General features: G+C 37.0%; 18 protein-coding genes and 1 pseudogene. 13 read left to right on the plus strand and 6 right to left on the minus strand.

The genetic code is table 11. From position 1 onward, the window contains the following. Window positions 1–326 precede the first annotated feature (326 nt). From DP120_RS18785 to DP120_RS09480, 9 genes are all read left to right on the plus strand, one after another. Window positions 327–1079 (plus strand): excalibur calcium-binding domain-containing protein, encoded by a 753-nt coding sequence (locus DP120_RS18785; protein WP_112223425.1) that lies wholly within the window; start codon window positions 327–329, stop codon window positions 1077–1079. 233 nt (window positions 1080–1312) lie between these two features. Further along, window positions 1313–2917 (plus strand): DUF2075 domain-containing protein, encoded by a 1605-nt coding sequence (locus DP120_RS09450; protein ID WP_420812435.1) that lies wholly within the window; start codon window positions 1313–1315, stop codon window positions 2915–2917. Between the two features lie 384 nt (window positions 2918–3301). Beyond that, window positions 3302–4366, plus strand: a complete 1065-nt coding sequence (locus DP120_RS09455) for a ParA family protein (RefSeq protein ID WP_112223427.1) — start codon at window positions 3302–3304, stop codon at window positions 4364–4366. 1 nt (window position 4367) lies between these two features. Beyond that, window positions 4368–5045 (plus strand): hypothetical protein, encoded by a 678-nt coding sequence (locus tag DP120_RS09460; RefSeq protein ID WP_112223428.1) that lies wholly within the window; start codon window positions 4368–4370, stop codon window positions 5043–5045. Window positions 5046–5565: 520 nt separating this feature from the next. After that, entirely contained in the window at window positions 5566–5796 is a 231-nt protein-coding gene (locus DP120_RS09465) for a hypothetical protein (RefSeq protein ID WP_112223429.1), read from the plus strand. 241 nt (window positions 5797–6037) lie between these two features. Next, the gene (locus DP120_RS18460; RefSeq protein WP_165843762.1) at window positions 6038–6211 is read left to right on the plus strand and encodes a hypothetical protein; all 174 of its coding nucleotides are present in this window, start codon (window positions 6038–6040) and stop codon (window positions 6209–6211) included. Window positions 6212–6361: 150 nt separating this feature from the next. Then, the gene (locus DP120_RS09470) at window positions 6362–6547 is read left to right on the plus strand and encodes a hypothetical protein (RefSeq protein ID WP_112223430.1); all 186 of its coding nucleotides are present in this window, start codon (window positions 6362–6364) and stop codon (window positions 6545–6547) included. Between the two features lie 281 nt (window positions 6548–6828). Beyond that, a complete protein-coding gene (locus DP120_RS09475; protein WP_205854527.1) occupies window positions 6829–7149 on the plus strand; it encodes a hypothetical protein in 321 nt (106 codons plus the stop codon). A 24-nt stretch (window positions 7150–7173) separates the two neighbouring features. Continuing rightward, window positions 7174–7395: a DUF2188 domain-containing protein gene (locus DP120_RS09480; protein WP_112223431.1), complete on the plus strand. Its 222-nt coding sequence runs from the start codon at window positions 7174–7176 to the stop codon at window positions 7393–7395. Window positions 7396–7791: 396 nt separating this feature from the next. On the opposite strand, the gene DP120_RS09485 is transcribed toward DP120_RS09480, so the two are convergent. Further along, entirely contained in the window at window positions 7792–8139 is a 348-nt protein-coding gene (locus tag DP120_RS09485; protein WP_112223432.1) for a hypothetical protein, read from the minus strand. A gap of 430 nt (window positions 8140–8569) precedes the next feature. Between DP120_RS09485 and DP120_RS09490 the strand changes: the two genes are divergently transcribed. Further along, window positions 8570–8842 (plus strand): hypothetical protein, encoded by a 273-nt coding sequence (locus DP120_RS09490; RefSeq protein WP_112223433.1) that lies wholly within the window; start codon window positions 8570–8572, stop codon window positions 8840–8842. A gap of 534 nt (window positions 8843–9376) precedes the next feature. After that, complete coding sequence (locus tag DP120_RS09495) at window positions 9377–10750, plus strand: PQQ-dependent sugar dehydrogenase (protein ID WP_112223434.1); 1374 nt, start codon at window positions 9377–9379, stop codon at window positions 10748–10750. Between the two features lie 308 nt (window positions 10751–11058). Here the strand turns inward: DP120_RS09495 and DP120_RS09500 are convergent, their stop codons facing one another. Then, window positions 11059–11856: a fumarylacetoacetate hydrolase family protein gene (locus DP120_RS09500; RefSeq protein WP_112223435.1), complete on the minus strand. Its 798-nt coding sequence runs from the start codon at window positions 11854–11856 to the stop codon at window positions 11059–11061. Between the two features lie 26 nt (window positions 11857–11882). After that, a pseudogene (aspA, locus tag DP120_RS18705) lies at window positions 11883–12201 on the minus strand (aspartate ammonia-lyase); the annotation flags it as partial. A gap of 269 nt (window positions 12202–12470) precedes the next feature. Here aspA and DP120_RS09510 point away from each other — a divergent pair. Beyond that, window positions 12471–12653, plus strand: a complete 183-nt coding sequence (locus tag DP120_RS09510) for a hypothetical protein (protein ID WP_112223436.1) — start codon at window positions 12471–12473, stop codon at window positions 12651–12653. Window positions 12654–13201: 548 nt separating this feature from the next. Here the strand turns inward: DP120_RS09510 and DP120_RS09515 are convergent. The 3 genes from DP120_RS09515 to DP120_RS09525 all read right to left on the minus strand — a co-directional run bounded on the left by DP120_RS09515 (window position 13202) and on the right by DP120_RS09525 (window position 15163). Continuing rightward, window positions 13202–13795 (minus strand): hypothetical protein, encoded by a 594-nt coding sequence (locus tag DP120_RS09515; RefSeq protein WP_112223437.1) that lies wholly within the window; start codon window positions 13793–13795, stop codon window positions 13202–13204. Between the two features lie 118 nt (window positions 13796–13913). After that, the gene (locus DP120_RS09520) at window positions 13914–14447 is read right to left on the minus strand and encodes a hypothetical protein (protein ID WP_112223438.1); all 534 of its coding nucleotides are present in this window, start codon (window positions 14445–14447) and stop codon (window positions 13914–13916) included. Window positions 14448–14473: 26 nt separating this feature from the next. Then, entirely contained in the window at window positions 14474–15163 is a 690-nt protein-coding gene (locus DP120_RS09525; RefSeq protein WP_112223439.1) for a GIY-YIG nuclease family protein, read from the minus strand. A 222-nt stretch (window positions 15164–15385) separates the two neighbouring features. On the opposite strand from DP120_RS09525, the gene DP120_RS09530 reads away from it, so the two are divergent. Beyond that, a complete protein-coding gene (locus DP120_RS09530; RefSeq protein WP_112223440.1) occupies window positions 15386–16084 on the plus strand; it encodes a DUF4085 family protein in 699 nt (232 codons plus the stop codon). The last annotated feature ends 376 nt before the right edge of the window (window positions 16085–16460 follow it).

The raw sequence follows: 16460 nt of genomic DNA on the forward strand, positions 1-16460 counted from the left end.
CAATAAATAAATATCGTTAAAATTTTTTTGAAATTCTAAAAACTAATAATGACTTCAATATGCTAAAGAAATCTGTACATTTATGCTTATGCATACTCTGTACAATAATAAATATTGATAATATTTACTTTTAATTAAAAAATATCTATTTTTTATTCTTGAAAACGTGGTAAAATATCGCAGAAGATATAGAAGTGGTAGAAAAAGGAACATCTGAAAAGCATTGCAAGTAAGAGGTTTTTTTGAATTCCATTGCTTGTATTGGGATCTCTGATTCTACTGATAAAAATATATTTCAAAATCAAAACAATATAGGGGGAAGTATTATGGGTACATTGTTTTCTTTTTTAGCAGTAGCAGCTTTAATTGCATTAATTGTTTTCGGAATTTTGTGGGGACTCCACAAATTCATCAAAAAAGATTACCGACGTCAGAAATTTGGCCGTAATGCTTTAATTGCGCTAACTGTCCTTATTTTATCTTTTACCGGAGTTGGGATGACTGGTGCAAGCGAAGCAGAAGCGGAGCGACAAAAATTAATTGAAGAAAATGAGTCATTGAAAGCTGAAATAAATAAGCTTGAAGCTGCTGTCAGCAAGTCGGAAGAAGATTTTGCTAAACTCGAAGAAGAAAAAGCAGGAACTGAGAAAGAACTTGAAGAATTGGCAAGCAAGAAGGATGAAAATGAAAATGCTGTCGCTGAGCTAGCCACTCAAAAAGAAGCTTTTGACAAAGAGAAAGAAGAATTGGACAAGCAACTTACAGCACTGGAAAAGGAAGTGAAAGAGCTGGAAACCAAAAACAGCGAGCTTAGCAAAGAAGTTGCAAGTTCGAAATCGAACACTGCGAACCAAACTACAGCGGCTGCTTCCAGTGGAAGTTCAGAATCCAGTTCGAGCAGTTCTTCATCAGATCAAACGACTTCAAGTGCCAGCAGTGCAGCTGCTCCGGCCAAATCAGAGAATTTTGCAAACTGTACTGAACTAAGAAAAGTATACCCAAGCGGTGTGCCATCAACCCATTCAGCTTACCAATCGAAGATGGATCGTGATAAAGATAACTATGCTTGTGAAGCATAATCAAAAACCCTACTTTTTAAAAGTAGGGTTTTATTTAATTTAGCTAGTGGTATTCAGAGAATTAAATTTTCCAAAAGCAGACAATTAATAGTTAAATAATGCTAATATTAAGATATTGGATCTTCGTTTTATTTACGACTATAAATTTTAATTTTACTTGTAACCGCTCCAATTACATATCTGACAGCAATCATTTAATCTGCTGCATCCAGAGAGGCTGAATACATATGGGAATGACCGAACTAAAAACCTGGGACTTTAACAAAGCCACGTTGGAAAGTATCAAGCACGATACTTACTTTGACTATCCAGTGGTTTATTTCTTGAACAATAACACGACGGTATACATAGGAGAAACGGTGGCCTTTAAAAATCGGATGAAGTCCCACTTGAATAATATCGAGCGAAAGAAATTAGAAAAAATGACGCTCATCATCCATGAAGAATTTCACCGGTCGGCTACATACAATATCGAAACCAAACTCATCAATTATTTCCTGGGCGATGATCGCTACAAGCTGCAGAACAAGAGCCAGACTGCGCAAAGCGTCACGCACAACTACCATAACAAGGAGTTCTACGATAAAGAGATATTCCATGATATATGGAAAGAACTAGTGAAAAGGAAGATGGTTAATAACCCTGCTCACGTAATTGAAAACAGGGACATCTTCAAACTTTCTCCTTTTAAAGAGCTGACGATGACGCAGCTCGAGCTAAAAACAAAAATTCTGGAAGTATGCGAAGAGCATATCAATGACGATGAAACGTTTGTCTTCATGGTCACAGGCGAAGCCGGTGTAGGGAAGAGTGTAGTCCTAAGTTCTGTATTCAACAGCATCCAGGAGCTGGCGGCTGATAAAAATTCCAATCTCCATAACACGAAGAATTATCTGCTCGTCAATCATTCAGAGATGCTGAAAACGTATAAAAACATTGCTGCCAATGTGAAGTTTCTCAAAAAGAATAATTTTGATAAGCCCACAAGTTTCATTAATAAGCAAAAAAAAGCTGCAGAAAAAGCCGACATTGTGTTGGTCGACGAAGCGCATTTATTGCTGAGCAGAGCGGATGCTTTCAACGGATTCAATGAAGACAATCAACTGGAAGAAATCATTAAGCACAGCAAAGTCGTCATCGTAGTCTATGACGAAAAACAGGTCTTAAAGCTGAAAAGCTATTGGGACAAGGAGCGGCTCAAGAAAATAGTGTCAGGCTATCAAAGAGAAGAGCCCTACGTTTTAAGAGAACAGTTCCGCATGAATGCTGGTGACGATGTAATCGACTGGATCGATAATTTTGTAGAAAAGCGAATTGGCAAGCTTCCGAAAGACGAACTATATGATTTTCAAATATTCGATTCTGCCAAGGAAATGCATGATGCCATAGTGGAAAAGAATAAAGAATACGGACTCTCACGAGTGGTTTCGACATTCGATTATGAACATAAAAAAGACGGCGAGCAATACTACATTAGAGCAGACAGTCTTGAAATCCCATGGAATTCAACCGACACTAAAAATACCTGGGCTGAAAAGCCGGAGACAATTAAAGAAGCGGGATCCATCTATACGATTCAGGGCTTCGATCTGAATTATGTAGGCGTGATATTGGGACCATCCGTTACTTATGATGACCAAAATGATTGCTTGAAGATTGTCACTGAAAGATATAGCGACACCGAAGCGTTTAGAGGAAAAGAAGGTATCGATAATGTTGAAAGAGCGAAAGAACAGATTATATTGAATTCTATTAATGTGTTGATGAAGAGGGGGATTAAGGGGCTTTATATTTTTGCTAGTGATGAGGGGTTGAGGGAGCGGCTTTTGGAAATTTAGCAGTGAGGCATAGTTTCTTATATGACAAGCATTAGAATAAAATATTTTGCGTGGATTTCAATGTTTGGGCTGTAATATTTTCCTAATAAGCTTTATGAAAGTAGACAAGGAATAGGGCGCAAGATGTTATAGGGCTATGCATTGGTATGGAATACCAATAAAACGCGTCCCAGGGAAAGAAACAATTCTAAACGATTTCGACAATACACATCAATTTATGCTTTATGCATAGCCAATTCGGATGCATCAACATTTCGGTTTTAGTTTTATTTTTTATTCATCCATATAAATTATTTGTAAATTGTACGGTTCCCTGGGAAGCGAAGTTTTAAGTTATTATGGTAATATTATTATCCAAGAATAGATATTTTAGGGGGAAATTAAATGTCAAAAGTTGTAACTTTCTATAATCATAAAGGCGGTGTCTCTAAAACTACTACTATTTTTAACTTAGCACATTATCTTGCGGAAAGTGGAGCTAAAATCTTAGTAGTAGATGCAGATCCGCAATGTAATATAACGGAATTACTTCTATCACCCGAAATAGCTGCTTTAGACGATGAGCAATTGAATACTGGCGTTGAAAAAGAATTATCTGGAACAAGTTTATTAGATATATTAAAACCAAGAATAGAAGGAGAAATTCCTAGAATTAATTTAGATGAAGTAATTGTAAATAAAATTAATAATAATCTAGACTTAATAAAAGGAGATGTATCATTAAATAGTATTGAGGATGATTTGGCAGAAGCCCATGGACAAAGGTTTTCTTCCAAAACGCATGACAAGAGAACTTATGTGGCTATTGGTGACTTTTTATATCGATTTGGAAATGAAAAAGGTTATGACTATATCTTAATTGATGTTGGACCAAGTTCTGGTGCCCTAACGAGAAGTTGCTTTTTAGCTTGTGATGGATTCTTTATTCCTACAGCTCCTGATAGATTTAATGTCCAAGCAATTAAAACACTTTCTTCCATAATTAATAGATGGATGAATGAACATGAAGAAATTTACGAACAATTTTTAGAGTTAGGACTACCAATAAAGCATGGAAAACCAAAATTTTTGGGAACAACCATTCAACATTTTAAAATAATAAATGGTCGACCGAAACCAGGTTTTCAACTTTGGATGAATAGAATTCCTAAAGTTATTGTTACAGACTTTTTTGACGTATTAAGTCAACATTCAACTACAGAAAAAGATTTAACTTGTGGTTTAGATATTGATACCATAAACGCTACTCAAATCCCAGATTTCGGAAGTTTGGCACCACTAATGCAAGAATGTGGTAAAGCAGTTTTCCAAATAAGTCAGCAAGATACAGCACTTATAATAACTAGCAGAGTCCCCTGGAATGGTGGAACCTGGAGAGACGCTCAACGCCGAATATCGGATTATAGAGAAAAATATGAAGTTTTAGCAGGAAAGTTGGAGTTGATATAAAATGAATCCAGAACACTCATCACCATACTTTGTGGCATTTATAGATTTGTTAGGTTTTAGCGATATGGTGAAAAAGGATTTAGAAGCACCATTAGGAACTCAAAAATATATGGATAAATTATATAGAATCCATAAAAAAACATTAGAATTGAATAAAAGCACCTTAGATTTGCAACTTGTACAGTTTTCAGACTCCATAGTTTTAGCTACCAAATTTGATAAATCAAATTTCCCTTTGTTCTTGAATATAATTTCTGAATATCAATATAATTTATTGCAAGAAGGAATTCTAGTAAGAGGGGGCATTACTTATGGAAAACATTTTTATAATGATGGATTCATGTATAGCTTAGGTTTAATTGAGGCATATCATCTAGAATCGAAAGTGGCTAGATTTCCACGAATCATAGTTTCCAAGGATTTAATTGAATTATTATATGAGGATCAAATGAACTTAAGTGACTTGGGTTTGTTACAAGAATATGATGGTCATTATTTTGTTGATTACTTAGAAAATGGTAATAATGAAACGATGGAAAATTTACTAGGATTTATTGTAGAAGGCGCTAAATTTAACAATACTTCTGTTAGGGAGAAGTATGTTTGGCTGCTAGACTATTCACATTTTAAATTTCCTGAAATACCTATAAGTAATCAACGTTTTATATCAAATTATTAACTAATTCTAGATATGTTACTAATAACTCGAACTTGTTTCAAAAAATCGCTTTCCTATGTCAGACAGGATTCAATTTAATCACTGCAATTGTATAGAGAAAAAGCCGTATTCAGTGACCTTAAGGGTCAACGGATACGGCTTTCGTATTTTTATCTAAGAAAGTAAATGTTCATAATGATATCTGACACAGGAATAATCTGGGAACTGATGGAAATACAAACGCGAAATTTCGTCCAGTACATTTCCTTCATTCTCATCTCTGTTCGCGCCTCCAGTTTTGCAAAATAGCAATCTTCAGTTTTTTCCTTTCCACTCCCTCCAAACTTCACTACGATTAAAAAAGATATAGAAACATTCGAAAAAAGCGGGAGTATTTGCATTGATAAAAACTATAGGAATAGGAAATATACTAGACATGTTAGTTTTATTAGCAACCTGCAGAGGAGACAGTGAGGACACTTCAATCGAGGAGGCGAGTTCGATTGAAGAAATTACAGGGATATGGGAAGGTACAATTTAAGTGCACAATCAGCCGCTGCCGATCATGGTGGAGTTTGAAAAAGATGATGGCACGTTAAGTATTCCGCCGCAGGGGCTGAGCGATTATCCTTTTTTGACAGTGGAATTCAATGATCTGGACCTGGTGTTTGATTTGAATCTCCAGGGGCAAAGGCTTGTCTTCGAAAGGAAACTCGAAGACGAGAAAATTTCCGGAGATTTTACACAACAAGGCCAGACCTTTCCTTGCTAATTAACTCCGGGGACAGCTGAGGAAACGGTTTAGAAAATCGCCACCCTGTGTCAGACCCAATTCAATTTATTAACTATAACTGCATGAAGAAATTGCCGTATCCGCTAACCGCAAGGGTTAACAGATACGGCTTTCGTATTTTTATCTGAGAACTTAAATATACATAATTGCGCGGGACACAGGGACAATCTGGAGACTGCTGGAAGTTCAATCCCGCTACATTGACAATGAGGTTACCTAGGTGGAGCAGTTGAAATCGGATGCCCAATTTGCGGAAGTCGGGATTATCGGGCACAGCGAAGGTTCGCTGATCGGCATGGTGGCAGCAGTGCGCGCTTCAGTCGATTCGTTTATCTCCAAAGCGGGAGCAGGACGCCCCATTGATGAAGTGTTGATGGAGCAACTGGCTGCATAGCTTCCGGAAGATCACATGAATGAAGTCCGACAAATCATCAAGCAATTAAAAGAAGGCGAGCAAGTCGCAACGGTAAGTCCCGAATTGCAAAGTGTTTTCCGTCCGTCGATCCAGCCCTATATGATTTCCTGACTGGCATATGATTCGCAGGTGCCGGAATCCGATGCGGAAAGTTTGTATGCGGCGCATCCCGAATCAGAACTGCTGATTATTGGGGACATGAACCATGTGCTGAAAAAGGTATCTGGAGAAGGCGAGAATGAGGCGGCCAATAGTAACCCTGTTTTGCCTTTGACGGATGGGTTGGTGGATGGGATTCTGCAGTTTTTGGAATGAAATAAGTTAAAGTTATGAATGTGGAGTTGCGAAGAGACTCGTAGCTTTTTTGTGTGGTTTTTACTAGTTCGCCGAGTAAAGAAAGAATTTTAAATGATCTTGATAATATACTACAATTTACACTTTTAGGTATAGTCAGACTTGCGGTATTGAATAATTCTTTCGGGAATAACTGGAAAATTATTAATTATACTATATGTAGATAAAATATTTTTAATCAATACTATATATTGTATTTTGTTAAAGTGTGATAATATAGCACTAGGAGAGGAGGGAATATTATGAAAATTACAGGGTTAGAAGAACTCAATAAAAAGCTAAGTGATTTGCAAAGTAATGCTAACAGTATTAGTGGACAAAATTCTGTGCCATTGAATGAATTGTTTACTCGAAAATTTATGGAAAGTAATACAAAGGGGTTTACAGATATTAGTTCTTTCTTTGACGCTTCCCCTTTTGTATTAGAAAAACAAGAAGATTTAAATTCAATACCTGCAGATGAATTAGACATTTATGTATCAAAGAATACTTTATTTAATTCATGGAAAGAAATGTTAAGTAAGGCTGGTTCAGAGTGGACAGTAAAACAACTTGGTTTATAATTTTTCAAAAAAGGAGGCAGTAAAATGGGAGAAAATGTTTACACAGTGAAGAATGGAGAAAAGTGGGGTTCAAGAAAGGAAGGGGCAAGTAGACTTTCTAAAGAATTCGATACACAAAGTGAAGCAATAAAATATTCTAGAGAACAGGCTCAAAAAAATAACTCTGAACATCGTATTCAAGGAAAAGACGGCAAATTCAGGGCTGCAGATTCATATGGGAAAGATCCATATCCACCTAAAGGATAAAAAAATGGGAGTCGTTTTCTTAGTAAGGAAAAACTCTGAACGATTTTGACAATACACTATAATTTTTGCTTAGCCAGCCTGACTACATCAACATTTCGGTTGTGGTTTATTCTTTTTCATCATCAATATAATTTGTTTGGGAATTGTTAGCTTCGCGTGAAAGCGAAGCTACTGATTATTGTCGGCTCAGCTGATTCTTATATCGAGTCCCTAGGGAAGTAAACAATTCTAAATGATTTTGACAATACACTACAAATAATAATTTCTACATTGCCACGCCCAAATGCTTCAACATTTGTAGTGTGGTTTTCTTATACATGCTTTAATTATAAATTATTTAAAATTGTGCTTCACCCCCGGAACTAAAATTAGAGGAAGTAAATTATAATTGAGTTATTACATATTCCATTCAAGGGAATCGGGAATATAATCTAAGTTAATCCCTTTGTTGCATAAATCTCTATATACGTCTGTTTTGAACTTTTCATAATCTGGTACATCAACATCAGTTACGGTTGGTGAAGAAACATAATATTCAACTTCATACATATTTTTATCACCATTCCAAAGGAATTCAATAGTGACATTTACTTCAAATTCAAACGGTTCTCCTTCGTCACTACTTAGGTTCTCATATGCTAGACCATTCTTAAAATAAATATAATCAAATGCGAAATCATTTTGAATATCGGTGGTATTGCCTTCACTTTCAAAACTACCAAATAAACCTCTCAAAAAACCCATAAATATCAAATCCCTTCATCAATATCTTTTATTATAACAAACATTACTGTGAAGTCTGAAATATCAATCTTAAGGGAAAACAACTCTAAACGATCTTTACATAACATTATAATTTATATTCAATACATTTACACAGACGCTGTATCAACATCGTGGTCTTGTTTTTCTATTTATTCACCAGCATAAATTGTTTGGGAATTGAGTCGCTCCCTAGTAAGTTGAATTATATTGAAGAATTCTTTACTATCAGCATCTGTCAACCCCTCCTAAATCACTTCCCTGTGTCAAATCCACTTCATTTTATTAATTACAATTGCATGAAAAAATTGCCGTATCCACTAACCGCAAGGGTTAACTGCTACGACTTTCGTATTTTTATCTGAGAACTTAAATATACATAATTGCGCGGGACACAGGGACAATCGAGAGAATGTTGGAAGTTCAATCCCGCTATATCACCCCCGAATTGCAAAGTGTTTTCCGTCCGTCTGTCCAGCCCTATATGATTTCCTGGCTGGCGTATGATCCGCAGGTACCGCAATCCGATGCGGAAAGTTTGCATGCGGCGCATCCCGAAATTATTGAGGATATGAACCATGTGCTAAAAACGGTATCCTCTGAAGGTGAGAATGAGGCGGCAAACAGCAATCCTGATTTACCGCTGTCGGATGAGTTGATGAGTGTGATTGTTGGGTTTCTGTAATGAAATAATATACGTAAAAAAAGCTGCGAAGGGATTCGCAGTTTTTTTGTAGGATTTTTTTACTCACGCAAGTAAAGAATCAGTTTTAAATATTTTCACTGTACTACTGCTTTAAGTGAGGATGTTAGTGAACCTATCATAACAAAATTGATAAACTCTTATGCGACCCAGTCTCAGGCACTGCAACACAGATGGTGGGTATAGCTGCTGGCAACATTGAGAATCTATGTGTACGTAACATCGGCGAAGCATTACGCGAGGCAGGGATGCGAGATAAAGACAGGCTTAATACATCAAAGAAGGCGGCAACTCCGGTTGTTTTCTTTTAATAAGATATTATTACAAGAATTTAGTTAAATACCATAAAGTCAGATTATTGTTTTTTATCATAAAATTGTGATAATATTATTTTCGAAGGAGTTTCTTATTTTTATTTATGATATGAAAGTCTTAACCAAGTTTTGATACTGGGTTTCAGGGGGAATGAACTTTAATATATATTCATGTAAATATCATAGAAAGGGGAGGAAAACGATGACGAAAGTTTCGTGGTCAAGATTACTGTTTCTTCTGATGCTAATCTTTATTTTGGCTTTGGCAGCATGTAGTGGCAATAATGAAACTTCAGACCAAGAACCAGCGGATGATTCGGGTACTACAACAGAAGAACCTGCTGACGAGGGTGCCGAAACAGAAGAACCTGCTGACGAGGGCGCTGAAACAGAAGAACCTGCAGATGAGGGCGCTGGTGAAAGTGCAGATGGAGAACCTGCAGAAACTGAACCAAAAGTTACTGAGTTTGAACCGGCATTTCCAGAACAAACAAGAGCGCCTGCAGTAGAGACTGAAACAGAACTTAGTGAGGAAGTTATTGTTGACGGTCTTGGCGTGACTTGGGGTATGGCAGAGTTTGATACAAACCGCTTGCTTGTTACGCAAAGAGATACAGCAGAACTTCTTATTGTAAACATTGAGAATTACGCTGTTTCAGAGCCAATCGAAGGTACACCAGAAGTAAATAACTCTGGTCAGGGTGGCTTACTTGATGTAGCCATTGCACCTGATTTTGACGATTCAAGAATGGTATTTTTGACGTTTTCTCAAGATGTTGAAGGTGGTACTGTAACTGCTCTCGGTAAAGGTGCTTTATCAGAAGATGAAGCCTCACTTGAAAATTTCGAAGTGATCTTCCAAGCGACACCAGCTTATGAAGGTGACTTGCACTATGGTGGACGTATTATCTTTGATGAAGAAGGCAACCTCTTCTTAACAACTGGTGAGCGTTCAGATGATCCAATTCGCGAACGTGCACAAGACTTGGATGCTTACTTAGGTAAAGTCATTCACATTACACAAGATGGAGAACCAGTAGATACGAATCCATTTATCGAAGATGAAGAAGCACTGGATGGTATTTACAGCTACGGTCACCGTAATATTCAAGGTATAGACTTCCACCCTGAAACAGGCGACTTATGGATTATTGAATTCGGTCCACAAGCTGGGGATGAACTTAATATTATTGAACCAGGCAATAACTATGGATGGCCGATTGTTTCTTATGGTATCGAATACACTGGTGAATTAATCAATGAGGGTATTTCAGAACACGAAGCGCAAGGCTTTGTTGAACCAAGATATTATTGGGATCCAACAAGTGCGCCAAGTGGTAGTTCATTCTATGATAACGACGCAATCCCTGAATGGGAGAACAACTTGTTCATCGGTGGTCTAGCGTCGAGCTATATTGCACGTGTCGTTATTGAAGGTGACACCATCGTTGGAGAAGAGCGTCTATTAGCTGATGAAGGCGAACGTTTCCGTGATATTCTTGTAACTGAGGCTGGCGAGCTTATTGCAAGCACTGATGGAGGTAGTATTTATAGGGTTACTGCAGCAGGTGAATAAAAAACTGCCTCTGTGTCAATAAGGATTCAGTTTATTAGCTAGAATTACATTAAGAATAAGCCGTATCCGCTAACCGCAAGGGTTAACGGATACGGCTTTCATATTTTTATCTGAGAACTTAAATATAAATAATTGCGCGGGACACAGGGACAATCGGAGACTGCTGGAAGTTCAATCCCGCTTAAAGAATCGCGTCCCAGGGGAAGCGCTTTTACAAAGTACTGAACTACAATACGCGCTTTGAGGTATTCATGAGTTTCTTGCCGCGTTCAACTTGAATTGACAATTTTTTTAAAAAACTATATCTGTTATTTTACATAGTTACGTAGTTTACCAATTTCCTCTACTTCCACCACAACTATGTCTCCCGACTTCATTGGACAACTGCCTGCAGGTGAACCAGTCGCTAAAATATCTCCCGGTTCTAGTGTCATAACCTGTGAAATCCAACTGATAAGAAAAGGCAGTGACAGTGACATCTCATTAGTATTACCTTCCTGAACTACTTTATCATTTAAAGTTGTGGTTATTTTTAAATTTGTTGGATCTATACCTGTTGTAATCCACGGACCCAATGGACCAAAAGTATCAAAACCTTTACCGCGGGTAAATTGAGGATCAGTTTTTGTAAGATCTCTTGCTGTAATATCATTAAAAATGGTACAGCCAAAAATATAATCCATTGCTTCTTCTTCTTTTATATTTTTTCCGCGTTTTCCAACAACAAGGGCAATTTCCCCTTCCATTTCCACCTGTTTAGTTAAATTACTGGAAGGAAGTATGATTTCTCCCTCATTTGGAATTAAAGAAGATGGTGGCTTTAAAAATAGAAACGGTTCCTTCAGGTTAGCCGTTCCTCCAGTCTCCTTTGCATGTTCAGCATATGTCCAACCGAAATTAATGATTTTTGAGGGTGATACAGGCTCTAAAAATTTTATGTCACTGTGTTTAAGTCTTATACCATCAAATTTCATTTCATTATTTATAATTTCAGTAAAATCACTGGAAGATTGTAAGACTGCATCACCTTCGACAATTCCATAATACCTTTTGCCATTAGGAGCCTGGTAGCGAACTATTTTCTGTGTTTTTTGCAGCATCTGCATTTCGAACATCACCTTTTCCTTTAAATTTAAATCTTAATTGCAATCGTGTAATTAATCGCTAATAATCTCGAACCAGAAATACCTGGATTAGTCATTTCATAAGGGTCAAGGATGCATTCGATTTCCTCTTCTGTTAATAAATCCTTAAAGAATTCACTAATGGGCTTTCCAGTTAGAATTGCTTCTCAAGTAATTCTAACTGCACTCTCGTAACTTATATGAGGATTCACTGCAGTAATTACACAAATACTTTTTTGACATATTCTTTTATTCTTTCGGCATTAGCTTCGATACCACTTAAACAGAATTGGTAAACACATTGAATGCATTGTTCATAATACTTATTAAAAATCATGTCCTTGTGTCAAACACAACTTCCATTATACAAAAATATTGAGAAATCGCGAACTTGTGCCGGAGAGGATTCAGCCTATTAAGGTAAATAGTTGAGAACGTAAAACATCTTGTTTAAATGAATAAATAGGAAATAGGAATAGACTATTTGATGCTTACTTTTGTGCAGTTTTTGAAACTCTATTTTCATGAATACCGTTTCTTCATTTTTACGGAGGGTATACTCTTTACGAAAGATAATTTGAGGAGGGATTTTTCTAATGGGCCAAACTTTTGACGCATTAAAAGAAAAAATCAGCAATGCTGACAAGGGAGAAGCGAAAGAAATCATCACTCAAGTCAAGCAAGCATATGACGATGGTAAGATTGACGAAAATGAAAAGAACGAATTGATGGATATGGCAAAATCTAAACTCGGCGGAGGGCTCGGCGGCTTATTCTAGGAGCCAGAAGCCCAATTGAAAATAAGCTTTGGCTTCCTTATTGAAAGGTTGCCGAAGCTTATTTTTAAAAGTTAAGATTCACTTATTGTCGAGTGACTAAAACGGGTGGATCCAATCGCTGCTAGGTCTTGAGCAGGCAGCCCTGTATTTCCTGAATTTAAGCGTCAGATGGATACAGCTACTTAATAGAACCACCTGTGCCAAATTTTAGAACCACTACGGACAAAAATAGAACCACTTAAGACATGAGAGAACCACTCCTATATAATAGGTTTGAGGAAAACTGAGTTAAATCACTATGATTTTAAGTGGGAGATTGAATTGATGCGAAAGATAACAGCAGTTCATAAATGGTAGTTGGAAATGAAAAATCGACTGCTGGTAGGGACTACTTTATAAAGGATTTTGAACCTCTACAAAAACTTATACAACATACAAATCCCACCCGCGTGATTATTACTGCGGGTGGGACTGTTTCATTTCTTTCATTCATATATAGTATTTCGTGCTTAAAAAATATAAGGTTTTAAATGAAATTAAGAGAAAACTTACACAAAATCTCTTTGAATGGCTTCTGTAGATTTTCCTGTTTGCTCAAAAATAAACTCATGAATTTCTTTTATACTTTCTTCTGAAATTAAATTTTTGTAAGCATTAAGTTTCCGATCATAACCTTCGAAATAACTGCTGGTGTAAGTTAGGTTATTGAAAAATTTTAGATACTCTTGATAATCCATTAATCTTATTTTATCTTCGATTTGAATCAATATTTTTTTCCAGTCATCTCTTCGTTTAGAATGAAGTGGTTTTTTTAGCGCAACTTCCTCTTTTTCTTCATATTCAATTTGTGAAATGAAAGATTCAACTTCATCTTTATGATTAACCAATTGTAGCCTGTTTAAGTCTGGCAAATTGCCTAATATCTCATTTTTGTATTCAGAATATCTCTTTTTTCTATGATGCTCTTTTTCAGCAAAAGCAATCTTCCTGTCATCGTAAAGTTTCTTTAATTTTGCTGCTGCTGCGCCAACTAAAGGAGCAACTATTGCAACAAGTTCTTTGTTATCTTTTAAATTATTAATTGCTTTGGGACCGTGTTTTTTTGCAACATCAACTATAAGATTAACTGGTATTTTAGCCATTCGATACACCTCATTCTTTTCGTTTTTTAATCGAAGACATTGCTAGCTTGTATCCAAAATCTATACTAATCCTGTCATAATGGATCTATAAATTATTCAATATATCCTGCAAGACAAACTAAACCACTTCATCTTCAGATGGCAATACAACATCCCCATATCTAAAGACTTCATATCCTTCCCAATCTAACTTGCTGGTCCACCTCAATCCTGATACTTCAGGAAGCAAAGCCCGGTAATGTCCCCAGTTTAATACATGGATATCTTGCAATTCTTTATCAGGGAAAGATGCGATACTTTTGGAATTGAATGCAGGCTTGTGAGTGTATATCAGCAGCCGTTCAGCTAAATCGATATAAGTAGACCATAAATCTTCAGTTAAAGGTTGGGATCCATGAAGCCTTCCAATATAAATCTTGTGATTATTTGAATCATTTGTATAAAGCCAATCTTCCTGAGATATTCTTTTACCTAGGGTTTGATAATCAGCTTTGCCGATATATAGTAGGAAGTCGTTTCCGTAAACAGGATGTCTTCCGTATACTTGATAAATTCCATAGTCTATTTCTTCGTTCATAAGCTGAGGGAGTTCTGATAGTTTATAAGAACCCTCCCATTCGATTTGAATAAGGGTTACAGGATTGATGGACATACAATAGTCTCCTTATTAATGAAAAATTATTTTACTTTCAAAACGCCCGCTGTAACCAGATTAGTTAAAGCGCCTTTGTTCTTGAATCTGAAGTATCCACTTAAACGGTTTAAGTCTTTTTGTGTTAAAGCAGCTAGATCTGTGGCAAGTTCGTATTCATTTTCCAGCTTTGTGAGTAATGTCTTGGCAAATTCCACTTGCTTTGGCGTTAACAATTTGTCCTCTTTATTCTCGTTTTCAGTTTTGATTGCTGTTTTTTTCTTCTCTTCAAGAGGGAAGATGGTTTGGTTAATTTCTTCAGTGTATTTACCAGCTTTAATCCAGGACAGATCATCTTTGTTTAAAGCAAACCATTCTCCTTCGAGTCTTTTGTCAGCGAAATGTTTATGGAAAGTGGCTTCTGTCTGATGATGATTGCCGGTTTTTATAAGGAAAATAAGTTTATTTTCAAAAGGCAATTTTACGCCAAAGATATTCATTCTTTTCTCAAGGTTTTTGGTCTTGCCGATTTTGAAAGAGCCATTCATGTATTCCTGTACAAAGTAGACATATCCGGGAGCTTTGCCCTTTAGGTCAGGGGACTCAATAATTTTTTCAAGCTCATATTGATTTGATTCAAAAAGGTAAATCTTATGCTGCTGCATAGCAGGGGGAGTGATGGCCGGTTCAGGAGCAGTTTTGTTAGAGAAAAGTTTAGTGAAAATGTTTTTAACCATATGTATAAGTCCTCCAAATCAGTTTTAATGTTATATACAATTATAGCCTAGAGAAGGACTTATTTCTTATATATATCAAAATATGTAAATAGGGTGCTATATAAATAATCACTTCATCTGGATCAACATGTCGGTTGTGGTTTGTTTGTTTTATTTATCCGTGAAAGTTTTTTAGAAATTGTATCGCTCCCATAGAAGCGGAACACCAAGGAGGATCACTAGATGAAGTACTTCACAAAGGATTGGTATGATGAAATGCAGGTTTCCGGTTTTCTTGCATTACATGAGTCAGAAGAGGACTGGGAAGAGGAATTGGAATACTACCGCAAGGAAGGGAAGGATTTGCGGGAATTGAACTTGCGCAATCTGGACGATATGCGGGGAAGTTTGCTGCGCTACTTGCCGGAATCATTTCATCCGTATATCCATGACGGCACGCTGGTGAGAGAATATCCGACACCGGAGCTGCGCTTGCTCGTCAATCGCTGGGAGCGGGATTACGAGCGGCGGATGGAAGAACTCAGTGACCGCTATATGCAGCATTTCGAATCGATCAAAGCGGAGCTCCCGCAGGCTGCAGCCGAGTTGGTGGAGAATGGCCTGCACGATGCTGTCGTCCTTTCTGTTGAAAGACCGTCTGAAGATCAGCTTGTCCTGACGCTCGACTGCAGTGGAGGTTTCCATTATTTCACCGATGTCCGCTTCACTTTTGAGGGGGTCACCTATTCGAACATTCCGGCTGATTTCATAGGTGGATGGTGGCTGTATGATGAAATTTACAAAACGGAAGATGGCTTTGAGCTTCACACATTGTTCGACACCCCAATGACCGAGACAGTGATCCGTGCGCGTGATGTGAAGATTGAGCCGTTGAAATTGCCGCTGATGCGGCGGCTGAAGAATTTGTATAGAAGAAGGTAGCTGGCTAGTTTAAATTTTTAAAAAACGCATCACAGGAAAGAAACAATTCTAAACGTTTTTGACAATACACTACAATTTATACTTTATACATAGCCGCCACGGATACTTCAATATTTTGGGTGTAGTGTTTACTTTTTAGTCATCCAAATAAGTTTTTCGGGAATTGTGTCGATCCTTGGGAAGCGGTATTAAAAAAAATCGTATATAGTAGAAGTAACTTTAGGAGCAATGAATTTATGAAATCTTTATCAGTTAGAATCAAAAGCACAATTATATCGGTGTTTATTCTAGTCATTATTTATGGTGTTCTGGATTTTTTTGCTTACCCAGAACTGTATACGGGTAGCACAAATATGGCTCCCGCAAAATTTGAGAG

This window comes from Planococcus halotolerans (assembly GCF_003289955.1).
In the GTDB taxonomy this organism is placed as follows: Bacteria; Bacillota; Bacilli; order Bacillales_A; family Planococcaceae; genus Planococcus; species Planococcus halotolerans.